Annotated in this window: 11 protein-coding genes, 1 tRNA gene and 2 pseudogenes; 8 read left to right on the top strand and 6 right to left on the bottom strand. The window is 65.7% G+C overall.

The window, feature by feature from the left end:
- The first annotated feature begins 19 nt into the window (after positions 1-19).
- Entirely contained in the window at positions 20-1612 is a 1593-nt protein-coding gene (murJ, locus tag AC1G9L_RS16090) for a murein biosynthesis integral membrane protein MurJ (protein WP_481071167.1), read from the top strand.
- Positions 1613-1790: 178 nt separating this feature from the next.
- On the opposite strand, the gene AC1G9L_RS16085 is transcribed toward murJ, so the two are convergent.
- Genes AC1G9L_RS16085 through AC1G9L_RS16070 form a run of 4 tightly spaced genes read right to left on the bottom strand, consistent with a single transcriptional unit; the run spans position 1791 to position 4574 of the window.
- Complete coding sequence (locus AC1G9L_RS16085; RefSeq protein WP_481069496.1) at positions 1791-1964, bottom strand: hypothetical protein; 174 nt, start codon at positions 1962-1964, stop codon at positions 1791-1793.
- A 44-nt stretch (positions 1965-2008) separates the two neighbouring features.
- Positions 2009-2422 carry a PH domain-containing protein gene (locus AC1G9L_RS16080; protein WP_481069495.1) on the bottom strand — a complete coding sequence of 138 codons (414 nt, stop codon included), beginning with the start codon at positions 2420-2422 and terminating at the stop codon, positions 2009-2011.
- Positions 2422-3510, bottom strand: coding sequence for a hypothetical protein (locus AC1G9L_RS16075; RefSeq protein ID WP_019800031.1), 1089 nt, complete (start codon positions 3508-3510; stop codon positions 2422-2424). Before AC1G9L_RS16075 ends, AC1G9L_RS16080 begins: the two co-directional genes overlap by 1 nt.
- Positions 3507-4574, bottom strand: a complete 1068-nt coding sequence (locus AC1G9L_RS16070; protein WP_481069494.1) for a radical SAM protein — start codon at positions 4572-4574, stop codon at positions 3507-3509. The genes AC1G9L_RS16075 and AC1G9L_RS16070 overlap by 4 nt, the downstream gene beginning before the upstream one ends.
- 697 nt (positions 4575-5271) lie before the next feature.
- Between AC1G9L_RS16070 and AC1G9L_RS16065 the strand changes: the two genes are divergently transcribed.
- The 4 genes from AC1G9L_RS16065 (at position 5272) to ispH (ending at position 10729) form a co-directional block, all read left to right on the top strand.
- Positions 5272-6270: a bifunctional riboflavin kinase/FAD synthetase gene (locus tag AC1G9L_RS16065; protein ID WP_481069493.1), complete on the top strand. Its 999-nt coding sequence runs from the start codon at positions 5272-5274 to the stop codon at positions 6268-6270.
- Between the two features lie 6 nt (positions 6271-6276).
- Positions 6277-9108, top strand: a complete 2832-nt coding sequence (gene ileS / locus AC1G9L_RS16060; protein ID WP_019801836.1) for an isoleucine--tRNA ligase — start codon at positions 6277-6279, stop codon at positions 9106-9108.
- Between the two features lie 109 nt (positions 9109-9217).
- Positions 9218-9721 carry a signal peptidase II gene (gene lspA, locus AC1G9L_RS16055; protein ID WP_019801837.1) on the top strand — a complete coding sequence of 168 codons (504 nt, stop codon included), beginning with the start codon at positions 9218-9220 and terminating at the stop codon, positions 9719-9721.
- 57 nt (positions 9722-9778) lie between these two features.
- Positions 9779-10729, top strand: a complete 951-nt coding sequence (ispH, locus tag AC1G9L_RS16050) for a 4-hydroxy-3-methylbut-2-enyl diphosphate reductase (RefSeq protein ID WP_019801838.1) — start codon at positions 9779-9781, stop codon at positions 10727-10729.
- A 185-nt stretch (positions 10730-10914) separates the two neighbouring features.
- Here the strand turns inward: ispH and AC1G9L_RS16045 are convergent, their stop codons facing one another.
- Together AC1G9L_RS16045 and AC1G9L_RS16040 are read right to left on the bottom strand one after the other, a co-directional pair.
- Entirely contained in the window at positions 10915-11634 is a 720-nt protein-coding gene (locus tag AC1G9L_RS16045) for a hypothetical protein (protein ID WP_481069492.1), read from the bottom strand.
- Positions 11631-12587 carry a hypothetical protein gene (locus AC1G9L_RS16040; RefSeq protein ID WP_019799040.1) on the bottom strand — a complete coding sequence of 319 codons (957 nt, stop codon included), beginning with the start codon at positions 12585-12587 and terminating at the stop codon, positions 11631-11633. Before AC1G9L_RS16040 ends, AC1G9L_RS16045 begins: the two co-directional genes overlap by 4 nt.
- Positions 12588-12706: 119 nt before the next feature.
- On the opposite strand from AC1G9L_RS16040, the gene AC1G9L_RS16035 reads away from it, so the two are divergent.
- From AC1G9L_RS16035 to AC1G9L_RS16025, 3 genes and pseudogenes are all read left to right on the top strand, one after another.
- Positions 12707-12782, top strand: a tRNA-Thr gene (locus AC1G9L_RS16035).
- A gap of 257 nt (positions 12783-13039) precedes the next feature.
- Positions 13040-13860 (top strand): annotated as a pseudogene (locus AC1G9L_RS16030) (leucine zipper domain-containing protein); the annotation flags it as partial.
- A pseudogene (locus AC1G9L_RS16025) lies at positions 13858-14902 on the top strand (IS3 family transposase). The pseudogenes AC1G9L_RS16030 and AC1G9L_RS16025, both read left to right, overlap by 3 nt.
- The last annotated feature ends 439 nt before the right edge of the window (positions 14903-15341 follow it).

Below are 15341 nucleotides of genomic sequence, written 5' to 3'. Positions count from 1 at the left end.
TCGCATGAGCCAGCCGCGCATGCTTCGCGGGCTGCTGTCGTTCAGCAGCATGACCATGGTGTCGCGCCTGCTGGGCCTGGTGCGCGACCAGGCCATCAACTACTCCTTCGGCTCGAACGCCACCAGCGATGCGTTCTGGGTGGCGTTCCGCATTCCCAACTTCCTGCGCCGGCTGTTCGCCGAAGGCTCGTTCGCCACCGCCTTCGTGCCGGTGTTCACCGAGGTAAAGGAAACCCGGCCGCACGCCGACCTGCGCGCGCTGATGTCGCGGGTGTCAGGCACCCTGGGTGGAGTGCTGCTGCTGGTCACCGCGCTGGGGCTGCTCTTCACCCCGCAGATGGCGATGCTGTTCAATCCTGGCTCGATCGACAATCCGGCCAAGTTCGGGCTGATCGTCGACCTGCTGCGGCTGACCTTCCCGTTCCTGCTGTTCGTGTCGCTGACCGCGCTGGCCGGCGGTGCGCTCAACAGCTTCCATCGCTTCGGCCTGCCGGCGCTGACCCCGGTGATCCTTAACCTGTGCATGATTGCCGGCGCATTGTGGCTGGCGCCGCGGCTGCAGGTGCCGATCCTGGCGATGGGCTGGGCGGTGCTGGTGGCCGGCGTGCTGCAGTTGCTGTTCCAGTTGCCGGCCCTGCGCGGCATCGACCTGCTGACCCTGCCGCGCTGGGGCTGGCAGCATCCGGACGTGCGCCGGGTGCTGACCCTGATGGTGCCGACCCTGTTCGGCTCCTCGATCGCGCAGATCAATCTGCTGCTGGACACGGTGATCGCCTCGTTCCTGTATGCCGGCTCGCAGAGCTGGCTGTCGCAGGCCGACCGCTTCCTGGAGCTGCCGCTGGGTGTGTTCGGGGTGGCCCTGGGCACGGTGATCCTGCCGGCGCTGTCGCGGCACCACGTCAAGACCGATCGCGCCGGGTTCTCCAACGCGCTGGACTGGGGGCTGCGTACCACCTTGCTGATCGCGGTGCCGGCGACCCTGGGCTTGATGTTGTTGAGCCAGCCGCTGGTGGCGACCCTGTTCCAGTACGGCAAGTTCACCGCCTTCGATACGCGGATGGCGGCGATGTCGGTATTCGGGCTGAGCTTCGGCCTGCCGGCGTTCGCCCTGCTCAAGGTGCTGCTGCCGGCGTTCTACTCGCGCCAGGACACGCGCACGCCGGTGCGTGCCGGCGTCGCCGCGCTGGTCGCCAACATGGCGCTGAACCTGCTGTTCCTGGCGATCCTGTACCAGTTGTGGGTGCCGGCCGAGTTGCGCGCGCAGGGCGTGCGTGCGGCGCTGGAGGCGGTGCCGGGCCTGCACCTGGCGCTGGGCCTGGCCAGCGCGGTGGCCAGCTACCTCAACCTGTCGCTGCTGTGGCGCTGGCTGCGCCGCGACCAGGTCTACCAGCCCAAGCCGGGCTGGGGCGGTTACCTGCTGCGGCTGGGCCTTGCCTGTGCGCCCATGATTGCGGTGCTACTGCTGGGTCAGCATTGGCTGCCGGCGTTCACCGGGATGGACAAGTGGCACCGCATCGGCGGCCTGCTGCTGCTGGTCGGCGGTGGCGGCGCGGTGTACCTGCTGGCGTTGCTGGCGCTGGGGTTCCGGCCGCGGGATCTGCGGGAACAGTGAGGCGCGGGGCCCGGGGCCCGGGGCTGGGCCCCAGGCCCGGGATTCGGGATTCGGGATTCGGGATTTTGCGCGGATGCGCGGGATGGCTTGAATTGCTTGCCTAAGACAACGCTGACGGTGTTCCAACCGGGCGCCATTCTTAGGGCGCACCGGGCTGCTGTTGCCGCTCATGGCACAACTAACCGATCGGCGGGAAGCCCAGCCCGCCTTCGGGTACAGCCAGATCGCCGCTCACAACGCCGTCCGCGGCAAGGCCTGCTGCATCCTCGGCAGGGCACGTTTCGGCGCGGCTGCCGGCAATTCCGCTCATCCGTCCTGATTCGCAGCAATTTGCCAATGCCTGCTGTTCCATCGGTCGATTCCGATCTCGCCTTCGTTGCTATCGGCACAGGCTGATCAGCGTTTTCCCAATGCGCCTTGCGCGTCTCTAATGGCCTTGACGAACCCCTGTTTGTCTTTCGGAGAGACCAGGGTTGTGTTCTGGCCGTGATGTATTTCAAGGCGATCAAGAGAGAGGGCTGGGCTGGAAACTGGATTTGATGAGGGCCTGATGTCGCCAATCTGATCCAGCGGTATGCGTTGCCTGAACGGGCCGCTGCGAACAATGAGGGCTTCTGGTCCAACGGTGTAAGCCGTGGAAAGCAGAAGCCAGACAGGCAGCACGACACCGATGACCATGACCAATGCCGCCGTTAGCAGGCCGCCATTGGATCGTCCATGCAGCGCAGCTGCGACGGTCACTAGAGAGACAGTGATCACTGTCAGCATGATGGCCGCTAACCACCAGTCGATCTTTGATCTAAACGTCATCACTTGCTCCGGCTCTCACTTTGAGGTGCTAGACCGCAGACCCTGAGTGAATAGGCCTGGACCGCGGATATCGCTGTTCCGAGTTGGGCCTCGTCGAAGCGGAAGAGGCCTGCACTGGCCATGGCGCGCATGAATGCATCCACTTCGCGTGAGATCAGGTCTCGATACACCTGGGTTTGAAGTTCCGCGTTACCAAGGATTGCTCCAAGCCGCAGCGTGCGCTGGCTGTTCCTAACCAACAGCGGATCAAGCCTTGTCATGCTTCCATTGAACGCACCTCCGCGATCGTCAACGAGTTGCGGGAGTTGTGGCGAACTGCCGGAGGTGCTGACCTGAGTAAGAACGGCAGCTGCAGAAACGACTGCCACCATCAGATAGACCACTGCGGTAACCGCGGCGCCGGCTGTCACGGCCGCAACACAAATGGTCACGGTTGTGCAGAACATAGGCGTGACGCGCCCAGAGGAAGTCAGATGGTAGAGCGCTGCCAAGTCGTCTTCCGTTGGGGTGCCGGAGCTGTGGGTGATGAGCTCCAGAAGTGCCTGGTCCTGTTCTTTTTCCGTGACCAGTCCTTCAGAGCGAAGAATCTTGGCGATTTCATCATAGTTCCCTTGCAGCGCAGTCGCGATGCGGTTGGTCAGCACCGACGTGTCGGGCTGCTCGAAGAGCCCGGCTGCCTTAAAGAGTTTGATTGCACCATCCCAGTCTGAATTCTCTAACGCGCGACGAACAGCTGGATCGCTTGCGCAGGCAAGCATCCTGGTGACTTCGCTATTGAGTATCTTGTCAGAGCCGTCGAGCCCATGGGATCGAAGGAATTTCTCTGGGGACGCACGGAAGCGGGTTGAATCTTCGCTAGAGGTCAATACGCCATCAACGACTTGTGCGACTCGCGCCAATTCCGCCCACGAATCAGCTGGAAGACCGGTCTGCGAAAGCGGAAGCATGAACCTTGCCGCCGCCTGGCCCCCGTCGGCTTGAACGCTCAGCGGGGTTCCGTAGAGTCTTTCGGAGCTGGCGCCGCTGGCGCTGGCTGTGGCGGCGACCGGAGCAACCAGGGCGGCCTGTATGAATTTCCTTCTCTTCATGTGGTCTCCTCTTCCTTGTCTGAGATGGGGGAGGTTTCTTTGCTCGAAGCTTCCAGGGCTCGCTTCAGGTAGAACCTTGTCATGACTTCCGGCGCAAGCTGCTGATAACGGGATAGCACTGCGCGCTTTACCTCGTCATTTTTATGAAGAATTGCGCAGGCTTGGCAGATGTGGACGACGCCATCAAGAATCTTGGCGGATTCCTTGCCTAGAACACTTTCGATGATCGCGTATGGACCATCCGTGTGTATCCAGAATTTGAGGAAGTCTTGGGACTGGCCGTAATAGAGTTCGTCCATGTTGCTGCCGTTACAACGGCCGAGGCGCATCTCTGGAATATGCTCGAGTGTCAACCCGCAGCACGCGGACAGGTTGTCGTGAGGCGTGACAACGACGTTTGAGAAGATCTGGTCGCAGCCATTTCTCAAGCTTTCGTGGTCGATTTCCTGGTCTCGATCGTCCGCGTCCTTGTGGAAGGGCATCCAGCTGTTGGACTGAATGCGTAGAAATCCGCCCCTGAGCAACTTCTGTACTCGTGGATCCGATGCCAGATGGCGATAGTGGCGGTTTCTTTCTTCGTCGGCCTCGACGGTGATCAGTGTTGGGATCATGCGGTCGGTGACGGCTTGGGCTGCGTTGATGACGCTGTCCTGGGAGACGAATTCCTGGTGATCTTTTCCGGTGCTGATGTTGAGTTCCGAGAGGCCTGAAGCCGCCAGCTCTGCGGCGACATGATGGGCGGATCGTGTTGTCTTGCCCCAGGAGCCATTCGAAACGATGCGTGTCAAGAGCCCTAGGCTCGTACACAAAGCAACGGCTTCATAAAGGTCCTCTTTCAGAAGGGTGGCCTCGCCGCCGCTGAAGACAACTATCTTGAGGTTCTGAAACTTACTCTTGGCTTCCTTGATGCGAGCCAGAAGCGCTTCGCGCTCGAGCCTTCCTGCTACTTTGGGGCTTGATTCGAAGCAACATTGCCTGCATGCAGCGGTGCAGGTGTATGTGCACAGAATCGTCAAGGTTTGAGGATCGATCAGGCGAGCGCGATAATCCCTTGTCTCAGTCATGAGATTTCCACTCCTTGGTCAGGGATTTCTATTCCGTTAGATATTCATGTTGATAGCATCGGTCGATGTCCTGGTCAAGCTCGACGCACATCGATAGTGGTGTACCGGCCACGTAATCGAGCTGGGCAGTGATCTCGCCTGAGTGCTTGGGCCGGACATGCGTGGCTCAGCGATCGACAGTCACGACCGACTGTTCGGACGCGTCTGTTCTCGTTGCGCCTCGGTGCACCGATCTCTTCAAGTGCGCGTGCCCCAGGTATGCGCGTGACCAAACCGCATGACGAAGCGCAGGTGCGTGGTCTTCTCCAGCCCGCGATGTCCAGTCCGGCACGCGCTCCCGGTATGGGGGGCGAAGAGCCGGCGCAGTGCCGTGCTGTCCAGCCGCGATGTCTCGCAGGCCTCGTCCGCCAGATCGAACCGGCGCTGCACGACTAGCCAAGTCCCAAGCCAAGCCCAGGCCCAGGCCCAGGCCCCCAGGCCCCAGGCCCCAGGCCCCTAGGCCCCCAGGCCCCCAGGCCCCCAGGCCCCCAGGCCCCCAGGCCCCCAGGCCCCCAGGCCCAAGGCCCAAGGCCCAAGGCCCAAGGCCCAAGGCCCAAGGCCCAAGGCCTCGGGTCCCGGGTCCCGGGTCCAGCCGTTATACTCAACGGTTACGCATCATCGGCCGGCGCGCTTCAGCGCCGGCGCTTCGGACCGAGGAATGAGCAGGCTGTTTAGAGACGTCGAGGGCGGGACTCTGTTCCCGCAGGGAAGCGTGGTCTGCATCGGCGCCTTCGATGGCCTGCACCTGGGCCACCGCGCGCTGGTGCGGCAGGCGATCGCGCGCGCGCGCGAAGCGGGCGTGCCGGCGGTGGCGCTGAGCTTCGAGCCGCTGCCGCGCGAGTTCTTCGCCCCGGCCGCGCCGCCGCCGCGGCTGACCCTGGCCCGGGCCAAGGTGCAGGGCCTGCTCCAACTCGGCATCGACAGCGTCGGCCTGCTGCGCTTCGACCGGCGCATGGCCTCGATGAGCGCGGAGGACTTCGTGCAGCGCGTGCTGGTCGAGCGCCTGCGTGCGCGCGAGGTCTGGATCGGCCCGGCGTTCCGCTTCGGCCACAAGCGCGGCGGCGACATCGCGCTGCTGCGTGCGCTGGGCGCCCAGCACGGCTTCGCCGCCGACGAGATCGCGCCGGTGCACCTGCGCGAGGAACGCATCTCCAGCACCCGCATCCGCGAGCTGCTGGTGGCCGGCGAGTTCGCCCATGCCGCCGAACTGCTCGGCCGCCCGTACGCGATCGGCGGGCGCGTGGTGCGCGGCAAGCAGCTCGGGCGCACGCTCGGCTATCCCACCGCCAACCTGCGGTTCGGCCGGACCCCGGCGCTGTCCGGCATCTACGCCACCTGGGTGCACGGGGTGGCGGCGCAGCCGTGGCCGTCGGTGTCCAGCTTCGGCACCCGCCCGACCGTGCAGGGCGTGGAGCCGCTGCTGGAAGCGCACCTGTTCGATTTCCAGGGCGACCTGTACGGTCGCCACATCGAGGTGGAGTTCGTCGCCAAGCTGCGCGACGAGGAAACCTTCGCCGATCTGCCGGCGCTGACCGCGCAGATGCACCGCGACGCCGCGCTGGCGCGGCAATTGCTCGCCGCCCCTGCGGTGGCGGGCCTGCCGCCCGTGTCCGCCGCCCCGCGTGCGGACCTCCCCCTGAAGACCACCGACCGGTAACTGCCCGTGACCCAGGACTACAAAGCCACCCTCCATCTGCCGGCGACCGAGTTCCCGATGCGCGGCGACCTGCCCAAGCGCGAGCCGGACATCCTGGCACGCTGGGAGAGCGAGGGCCTGTACACGCGGCTGCGCGACAACGCCCAGGGCCGGCCGCTGTTCGTGCTGCACGACGGCCCGCCCTACGCCAATGGCGCGATCCACCTCGGCCATGCGGTCAACAAGATCCTCAAGGACATCATCGTCAAGTCCAAGTACCTGTCCGGCTACGACGCGCCGTACATCCCGGGCTGGGACTGCCATGGCCTGCCGATCGAGATCGCGATCGAGAAGAAGTTCGGCAAGGTCGGGGTCAAGCTGGATGCGGTGCAGTTCCGGCAGAAGTGCCGCGAGTACGCCAACGAGCAGATCGACATCCAGCGCCGCGACTTCAAGCGCCTGGGCGTGATCGGCGACTGGGACAACCCGTACCGCACGCTGGACTTCCATTTCGAGGCCAACGAGATCCGCGCGCTGGCCAGGATCGTCGAGAACGGCCACCTGACCCGCGGCGTGAAGCCGGTGCACTGGTGCTTCGACTGCGGCTCGGCGCTGGCCGAGGCCGAGATCGAGTACGCCGACAAGCAGTCGCCGACGGTGGACGTGGCCTACACGGCCCGCGACGGTGCGGCGCTGGCCGCCGCGTTCGGTGCGACCCTGCCGGACGGTGCGGACGTGGCGGTGCCGATCTGGACCACCACGCCGTGGACGCTGCCGGCCTCGCTGGCGGTGTCGCTGGGGCCGGAGCTGGTCTATGCGCTGGTGGAAGGCCCGGCCCGCGATGGTCGCCGCCGCTGGCTGGTGCTGGCCGATGCCCTGGCCGAGCGCGCGCTGCAGCGCTACGGCGTCGATGAGGTGGTGGTGCATGGCCGCGTCGCCGGCGCGGCGCTGGAGCACCAGGTGCTGGCGCATCCCTTCTACGACGAGCGCGACGTGCCGGTGATCCTCGGCACCCACGTGTCCGATACCGACGGTACCGGCGCGGTGCACACCGCGCCCGGCCACGGCCAGGAGGACTACGCGGCGGTCAAGCCGTACGGGCTGCTGGAGCGCTACAACGCCGCGCAGATCAACCCGGTGGACGCACGCGGCGTGTACCTGCCGTCGACCCCCGCGGCCGACGGCACGGAACTGGCCGGGCTGCACATCTGGAAGGCCAACGACGTCATCGCCGACCTGCTGGCCGGGCGCGGGCTGCTGCTGGCGCGCGCCAGCATGGTCCACAGCTACCCGCATTGCTGGCGGCACAAGACCCCGATCGCGTTCCGCGCCACGCCGCAGTGGTTCATCTCGATGGAGCAGGCCAACCTGCGCGCCGAGGCGCTACAGGCCATCGAGGGCGTGCACTGGTACCCGGCCTGGGGCCAGGCACGCATCGCCGGCATGGTCGCCGGACGCCCGGACTGGACGATCTCGCGCCAGCGCACCTGGGGCGTGCCGATCGCGCTGTTCGTGCACCGCGAGACCGGCGAGCCGCATCCGCGCAGCACCGAGCTGATGCGCCAGGTCGCCGACCGCGTCGAGGAGGGCGGGGTGGACGTGTGGTACGCGCTGGACGCCGCCGAGCTGCTCGGCGACGAGGCGGGCGACTACGACAAGATCACCGACATCCTCGATGTCTGGTTCGATTCCGGCGTCACCCACGAGGCGGTGCTGACCGAGCGCGGCCTGCCCAAGCCGGCCGATCTGTACCTGGAAGGCTCCGACCAGCACCGCGGCTGGTTCCAGTCCTCGCTGCTGACCGGCGTGGCGCTGGACCACGCGGCGCCGTACCGGCAGTGCCTGACCCACGGCTTCACCGTGGACGAGCACGGCCGCAAGATGTCCAAGTCGCTGGGCAATGGCATCGAGCCGCAGGACATCATGAAGACGCTTGGCGCGGACATCCTGCGCCTGTGGATCGCCTCGGCCGACTACAGCAACGAGATGTCGCTGTCGCAGGAGATCCTCAAGCGCAACGCCGACGCCTACCGGCGCCTGCGCAACACCGCGCGCTTCCTGCTCGGCAACCTGCACGGCTTCAACCCGGCCGTGCACCTGCGGCCGCTGCCGGAACTGGTGGCGCTGGACCGCTGGATCGTGCACCGCGCCTACGAGGTGCAGGAGCAGATCAAGGCCGCCTACGCGCGCTACGACTTCGCCGCCATCGTGCAGGCGCTGCTGAACTTCTGCAGCGTGGACCTGGGTTCGCTGTACCTGGACGTGACCAAGGACCGGCTGTACACGATGGCCGAGGACTCGCTCGGCCGGCGTTCGGCGCAGACCGCGATGTTCCATGTGGCCGAGGCCTTCGTGCGCTGGATCGCGCCGATCCTGAGCTTCACCGCCGACGAACTGTGGGGCTACCTGCCTGGCGCGCACCTGGGCAACGTGCTGTTCGCGACCTGGTACGAAGGCCTGGCGCCGTTGCCGGAAGACGCGGCGCTGAGCGCGGCCGACTTCGAGCAGTTGCTGGCGCTGCGCGAGCAGGTGGCCAAGGTGCTGGAGCCGATGCGCGGCAATGGCGTGATCGGCGCGGCGCTGGAGGCGGAGATCACCGTCGCCGCCGACGCCGCCACCGCGGCGAAGCTGCAGCCGCTGCAGGAGGAACTGCGCTTCCTGTTCATCAGCGGCGACGTAGTGGTGCGCGAGGCCACGACCGACGAGATCTTCGTCAGCGCCCAGGCCACCGAGAAGCCCAAGTGCGTGCGTTGCTGGCACTACCGCGCCGACGTCGGCGCCGATCCGGCGCACCCGGAACTGTGCGGCCGCTGCGTCAGCAACATCGAAGGACCGGGCGAGGAGCGCCGCTGGTTCTGAGTCCTGTCCCCGGCCACGCGATCTGCGCGCTGCCGGGGCCAGCGGCGGCGCCGTGGCTGCGGCGCCGGCCGTCCTTCCTTTCCTTATTCGCCCAAGGCGGACTTCCCGCATGACCGCACGACCCAACCCCTCCGCCCTGATCTGGCTGCTGCTGTCGGCCGTGGTGATCGGCCTGGACCAGTGGAGCAAGGCCTGGGTGCTGTCCAGCCTGCCCGAGTTCACCGCGGTGCCGGTGATTCCCGGCTTCTGGAACTGGTACCGGACCTACAACACCGGCGCGGCGTTCAGTTTCCTGAGCCAGGCCGGCGGCTGGCAGCTCTGGTTCTTCACCGCGCTGGCGGTGGGCATCAGCGCCCTGCTGGCCTGGTGGCTGGCGCGCACCCCGCGCGGCGAGTGGCGCAGCGCGCTGCCGTACGCGCTGGTGATCGGTGGCGCGATCGGCAACGTGATCGACCGGCTGATGCACGGCCACGTGGTCGATTTCATCCAGTGGTACGTGGGCGAGCACTACTGGCCCTCGTTCAACATCGCCGACTCGGCGATCGTCGCCGGCGCCATCGGCATCGCCCTGTTCGGCGTGTTAGACGGCAAGGCGAAGCGAAAAGCGGGATAATCGGTGCCACTCTCCCTGTCGAAGCGCCTGGCCCCCTGCGGCCGGCGGATCTAGCTAATGGATGTCCTGCTCGCCAACCCCCGCGGCTTCTGCGCCGGCGTCGATCGCGCGATCGAGATCGTCAAGCGGGCGATCGAAACCCTGGGCGCGCCGATCTACGTGCGCCACGAGGTGGTGCACAACCGCTTCGTGGTCGACGACCTCAAGCAGCGCGGCGCGATCTTCGTCGAGGAACTGGACGAGGTGCCCGACGGCAACACGGTGATCTTCAGCGCCCACGGCGTGGCCCAGGCGGTGCGCCAGGAGGCCGAGCGGCGTGGGCTGAAGGTGTTCGACGCGACCTGCCCGCTGGTGACCAAGGTGCATTTCGAGGTGGCCCGGCACTGCCGCGCCGGCCGCGACGTGGTGCTGATCGGCCATGCCGGCCACCCGGAGGTGGAAGGCACGATGGGGCAGTGGGACCGCGAGTGCGGCACCGGCCGCATCTACCTGGTCGAGGACATCGAGCAGGTCGCCACGCTGGACGTGCAGCAGCCGGACAACCTGGCCTACACCACCCAGACCACGCTGTCGGTGGACGACACCCGCGGCATCATCGAGGCGCTGCGCGCACGCTACCCGGCGATGCAGGGGCCGAAGAACGACGACATCTGCTACGCCACCCAGAACCGCCAGGACGCGGTGCGCGACCTGGCCAGGGAGTGCGACCTGGTGCTGGTGGTCGGTTCGCCGAACAGCTCCAATTCCAACCGGCTCAGCGAGCTGGCGCGGCGCGACGGCGTGGAGTCCTACCTGATCGACGGTGCCGACGAGATCGACCCGGCCTGGATCGCCGGCAAGCGTCGCGTCGGCCTGACCGCCGGCGCCTCGGCGCCGCAGGTGCTGGTGGACGGGGTGATCGCGCGGCTGCGCGAACTCGGCGCCGATGGCGTGTCGGAACTGGCGGGCGAGCCGGAATCGATGGTGTTCGCCCTGCCCAAGGAGCTGCGGCTGCGGCTGGTCGACTAGCGGGCGCGTTCGGTCGCGCGTTTGTGCGATGGATGGGCGTATCTGTCGTGGCACACGTAGGAGTGGCTTTCAGCCGCGACTGGCGTTCCCGGTGAAGCCGGTCGCGGCTGATCCCCGAAAAGGGGACAAGAGCCGCTCCTGCGAGATGACGTGATGTGGTGCTGCCGCGTGGCAAGCGCCAAGGTTCACTGGCGATGCAAGCCGCGCTGCCGTCCCTGCGCATCGAACTCGATGCCCATGGTGACGCGGTCGCCTTGCACGCCGTCCGGCATCCAGCGCAGGCGCCCTCGCCGGCCGATCAGTACGTAGACGTGATCCACCTTCTTCGGCTCGGCCTGCAGCGTCTCGCCCTGCTCCCGCAGGGCGGTGGCCACCCGGTAGGCGCCCTCGAAATCGATGTCCTGCAGGGCGGCGGTGTCGGTGGCCGGCTTGAGGAAGGGCCCGAACATGCCCGGATTCACCGGCGCGTCCTTGTGCCAAACGTCGTCGTGAAAACTGTATTCGTCCACGTGGTCCGGCTGCGCGGGATCCAGCAGCTCGAGCCCGATCCGGTTGTCGTAGAAATGCACGGCATGGAACGCGCGCAGGTCGTGGCCCTGCAGCTCGGGCAGGTCCGCCAGCGCCTGCCGCGCCGCGCGCAGCCGCTGCGGGTCGAACAGCAGGTTGCCGCGTGGTGCCGGCGTCGGCGCCGGCTCGGTGTCGGCAGCACGGGCAGCCGGGGTCGGCGCCGCCAGCGATTGCGGCGTGGAGGGGGACTGCAGGGTAGCCCCTGGGCCCGCCGCCTGCAGGCGCGATCCCGCCTGCAGGGTGGCGCGGATGGTGTCCCAGGCGCCGCCGGCGAAGGCGAGGCCGCCGAGCAGCAGCACCACGCCGGCGAAGACCAGTGGGGTGGACGGCGTCTTCATGGCAGCTCCAGGTCGGCGTGGGCGGGGTGTTGCGGGTCGTACAGCACCGACACCGTCTCGCGCGGCAACTGCCCGACGTCGAGCAGCGACACGAACCGTCGCATCGTCGCTTCATGCGGGTTGCCCGACGCGTCCGCGAACGCCACGCGGAACTCCACCTGCGGCTGCTCGTTGAGGGTGGTGCCGGTCTGGCGCACCTCCAGCACCCGTGCACGGGCGCGCAGGCCGCGGTACTTCAGGGTCTCGTCGGTGGCGTTGCGGCGGATCACGCGCAGGATCACGCGCAGCGCCAGCACGTAGCCGTTGAGCACCAGCGCACTCATCAGCAGCGGGTGGTTGAAGGACAGGAAGGTCCAGCCCAGGCCGCGGTTCTGCAGGCGCCAGGCCACCACGTAAGCCGCACCGACCAGGACTACCAGCAGCAAGGCGCCGGCCGCGCGTCGCCACAGGCTGGCGCGGTCCAGGGCCGGCTCGGCGTCCTCCAGCACCAGGTTCGGGGTGGCGCCCGGCGTGGTGCTCAGCCGCAGCGGCACGGTGCGCCCGCTCTCGAAGCGGCGTTGCGCCGGCTTGCGGTCCACGATCAGCAGGGTGTCGCGGATGGGGGTGCCGGACAGGTTGTCGAAGGCCAGGGTCAGCGACAGCTGCGGCCAGCCCTTGACCTCGACCCCGGTCGGGGCGGCGCGTTCGATCAACGCCTCGCGGCGCACGCCGTGGGCGAGCAGGTGGCGCACGCGGTGCAGGGCGCGCCCCGGCATCAGCAGCAAGGTGTCCAGGTAGGCGTAGAGCAGGTGCAGCCACAGGCCCAGCGACAGCGCCAGCAGGGTCAGCGCCCATGCGGGCGAACTGGGCTGGGCCAGTACGCGTGGCCAGTCGCTGCCGAAGTAGAGGATGCAGGGGAAGGGGATGGCGAAAAACAGCAGGAACGCGAGCCAGAACCAGGCGAACAACTTCACGATGAGCAGGGGATGGGTGCGTCGGGGGCGGGAGGGTAACCCATCGATTGCGGTACTCGCGCGAAGGCCTAGGCAGCGATTGACCCCGGCCCGGGCCGACGCCTAGAATTGCCAGTTCCGCCGGAATAGCTCAGTCGGTAGAGCGGCGCATTCGTAATGCGTAGGTCGCAGGTTCGACTCCTGTTTCCGGCACCAGTCGTATGAAAAGCCCCGGCCCAGGTCGGGGCTTTTTCTTTGGTAGCGGGTGTTGGAACTCGTTGATCGGTCAGGGGACGCTAGCGGCCTCGCGTGCGCTGTTCGTCGCTTGCTACTAAGTGCGGCTAGCTGTGATCTCTCAGTAGATTGTTCATCCGGGGTATCTCTGGAAGATGGGGGTTACCAAGCCAACCCAGCCCCAGGAGCCCCGGATGAATCTGCATAAACATGTCCGTTTGAGCGCGTGAGGTCGAGTCCTGCTGGTGGAGCGCATCCTGGTGCATGGTCTGCGCGTGGAGGAGGCGGCGCACGCCGCCGAGGTCAGCGTGCGAACTGCCTACAAGTGGCTCAGGCGGTTCAGGGAAGAAGGCCGGCGGGACCGATGGATCGCTCCTCGCGGCCACGTCATTGCCCGCACGCTATTGCGCAGTCCATCGTGGATCAGGTCCTTGAGCAGCGCCGCTGCCGGCAAACCTACCGCCAGATCGCTGGGGCAGCTTCATGTGGCAACAAGCACCATTGCCCGGTTACTGCGTCACGCCGGCCTGCACCGGCTGGCCGAGCTGGAACCGGCGCTGCCGCACAATCGCTATGAATACGCTCGACCCGGCCAACTGCTGCATCTGGGCATCAAGAAGCTGGCCCGTTTCCGCCAAACCGGCCACCGCGTGATCGATGATCGGACGGTCACCTCACGTGGCATTCGGCACCATGTAGCCCGATGAGCGCGGTACCAGTGCCTGCAGGGTCCTGATGCAGGCGGTTCGTTATTACCGTAGCCTGGGCGTGCGCTTGGAGCGCGTGTTGACCGACAACGGCGCCTGCTACCAATCACGCCGCTTCCGACGCCTTGTCCGACGGCTCGGCCTGCGACATCTGCGAACCCGATCCTATACGCCACACACCAATGGCAAGACCGAACGGCTGGTGCAGATCAGCCCGCGAGAATGGGCTTATGCACACTCCTATATCGACTCCACGCAACGCGTCATGGCTGCATCGCTACAACTTGCATCGACCAAACGCCAGCCTCGGCTACAAGCCTCCCATCTCCCGAATTCCTCTGAACAACGTGATGGAGTTTACACACCTAGCGATCAAGGACTTATCCTGGCCGCATGGGTTCAGTGAGGCCTCGTACTATCTGTGGCGCAGCAAGTTCCGCGGCATGAGCGTGCCCTCCAGGAACTTGAGGCCGAGAACGCGCGGCTAAAGAAGTTGCTGGCCGAGCAGCTGTTCGAGAACGACCTCATCAAGGATGCGTTGCGAAAAAAGTGGTGAGCGCACCGGCGCGTCGTACGCTGGTGCGTGAGTGGATCGGGCGTGGTGCCAGCGAGCGTCGTGCGTTGGCAGTGATCGGCATGAGCGCTAGCGCGCTGCGCTATTGCCCGCGCGAAGATCGCAACGTCGAACTACGCGAACGAATCTGTGCGTTAGCGTATCGCCATCGCTGCTATGGCGTGGGGATGATTTATCTCAAATTGCGAAAAGAAGGATGCATCGTGAACTACAAGCGTGTCGAGCGGTTGTACCGCGAGCAGCAGCTGCAGGTCCGGCGTCGCAGACGCAAAAAGGTCCCAATAGGAGAGTGTCAGCCGCTGCTGCGGCCAGCGCAGGCAAACCAGGTCTGGTCGATGGACGTCGTCTTCGGCCGCATTGCCGAAGGGCGGGTGACCAATTGTATGGTGATCGTGGCTGATGCAACCCAAGAAGCGGTCGCCATCGACGTGGAGTGTGCAATCTCGGGCCACGGGGTGACGCGCGTACTGAACCGACTGTCCCACAGTCGCGGTTTGCCGCAGGTAATCCGCACTGACAACGGCAAGGAGTTTTGCGGTAAGGCAACGGTCGCCTGGGTGCATGCCCGTGGCGTGCAGTTGCGGCTGATCCAACCAGGCAAACCGAACCAGAACGTCTACGTCGAATCCTTCAACGGCCGGTTACGCGACGAATGCCTCAACGAGCACTGGTTCTCGACGTTGCTCCACGCGCGCACTGAGATCGAACGCTGGCGACGCGAATACAACGAGGACCGACCCAAGAAAGGAATTGGCGGCATTACGCCGTCCGCTTATGCCCAGCATCTGGCAAACACCGATATCATCAATCCCGGACTCTAAACCCGATCGCTACTCAGGGTGGGGGGATGTCGCTCCACCCCCTAACACAATCGAGGGATTCAATCTCGGGGGGGGGGGCATTTAAGCTAAAGCGTCGAATAGATTCTTGAAAAGCTTTGCAACTTCGCCGCCCTGGCTCCACACAAACCATATCGCGGCTACCACAGAAACCCCATGAACATCACGCTTCTTTACCCGGAACACGTAATAAGCGTCGGACCTTGAATCACTGGAATCACTGGATTCTGTTATTTCATTGCGTCTCATGAGCGGCCTCGTCACTTTTTTAAAAGGTGTCAGGCGCAAGCCTGACACCTTAAGCTCGACTATTAGACAATCACATCCGTCGAAGAGTCAGGAGAGGCTGCATACTCCTTCATTGCATTCCATGCGGAACGGGCGGCTTGGCCGACCATAACGCCCCAGGTGTAGGTCATTC

The sequence above is a fragment of the Xanthomonas sp. NCPPB 1132 genome (assembly GCF_056629235.1).
This window is presented reverse-complemented; position numbering and strand designations above follow the sequence as displayed.

What these genes read in the sequence shown, in the direction of transcription:
- murJ (WP_481071167.1), top strand. Translation starts at nt 20, where the DNA reads ATGCTTCGCGGGCTGCTGTCGTTCAGCAGCATGACCATGGTGTCGCGC.
- AC1G9L_RS16085 (WP_481069496.1), bottom strand. Translation starts at nt 1,964, where the DNA reads ATGGAACAGCAGGCATTGGCAAATTGCTGCGAATCAGGACGGATGAGC.
- AC1G9L_RS16080 (WP_481069495.1), bottom strand. Translation starts at nt 2,422, where the DNA reads ATGACGTTTAGATCAAAGATCGACTGGTGGTTAGCGGCCATCATGCTG.
- AC1G9L_RS16075 (WP_019800031.1), bottom strand. Translation starts at nt 3,510, where the DNA reads ATGAAGAGAAGGAAATTCATACAGGCCGCCCTGGTTGCTCCGGTCGCC.
- AC1G9L_RS16070 (WP_481069494.1), bottom strand. Translation starts at nt 4,574, where the DNA reads ATGACTGAGACAAGGGATTATCGCGCTCGCCTGATCGATCCTCAAACC.
- AC1G9L_RS16065 (WP_481069493.1), top strand. Translation starts at nt 5,272, where the DNA reads ATGAGCAGGCTGTTTAGAGACGTCGAGGGCGGGACTCTGTTCCCGCAG.
- lspA (WP_019801837.1), top strand. Translation starts at nt 9,218, where the DNA reads ATGACCGCACGACCCAACCCCTCCGCCCTGATCTGGCTGCTGCTGTCG.
- ispH (WP_019801838.1), top strand. Translation starts at nt 9,779, where the DNA reads ATGGATGTCCTGCTCGCCAACCCCCGCGGCTTCTGCGCCGGCGTCGAT.
- AC1G9L_RS16045 (WP_481069492.1), bottom strand. Translation starts at nt 11,634, where the DNA reads ATGAAGACGCCGTCCACCCCACTGGTCTTCGCCGGCGTGGTGCTGCTG.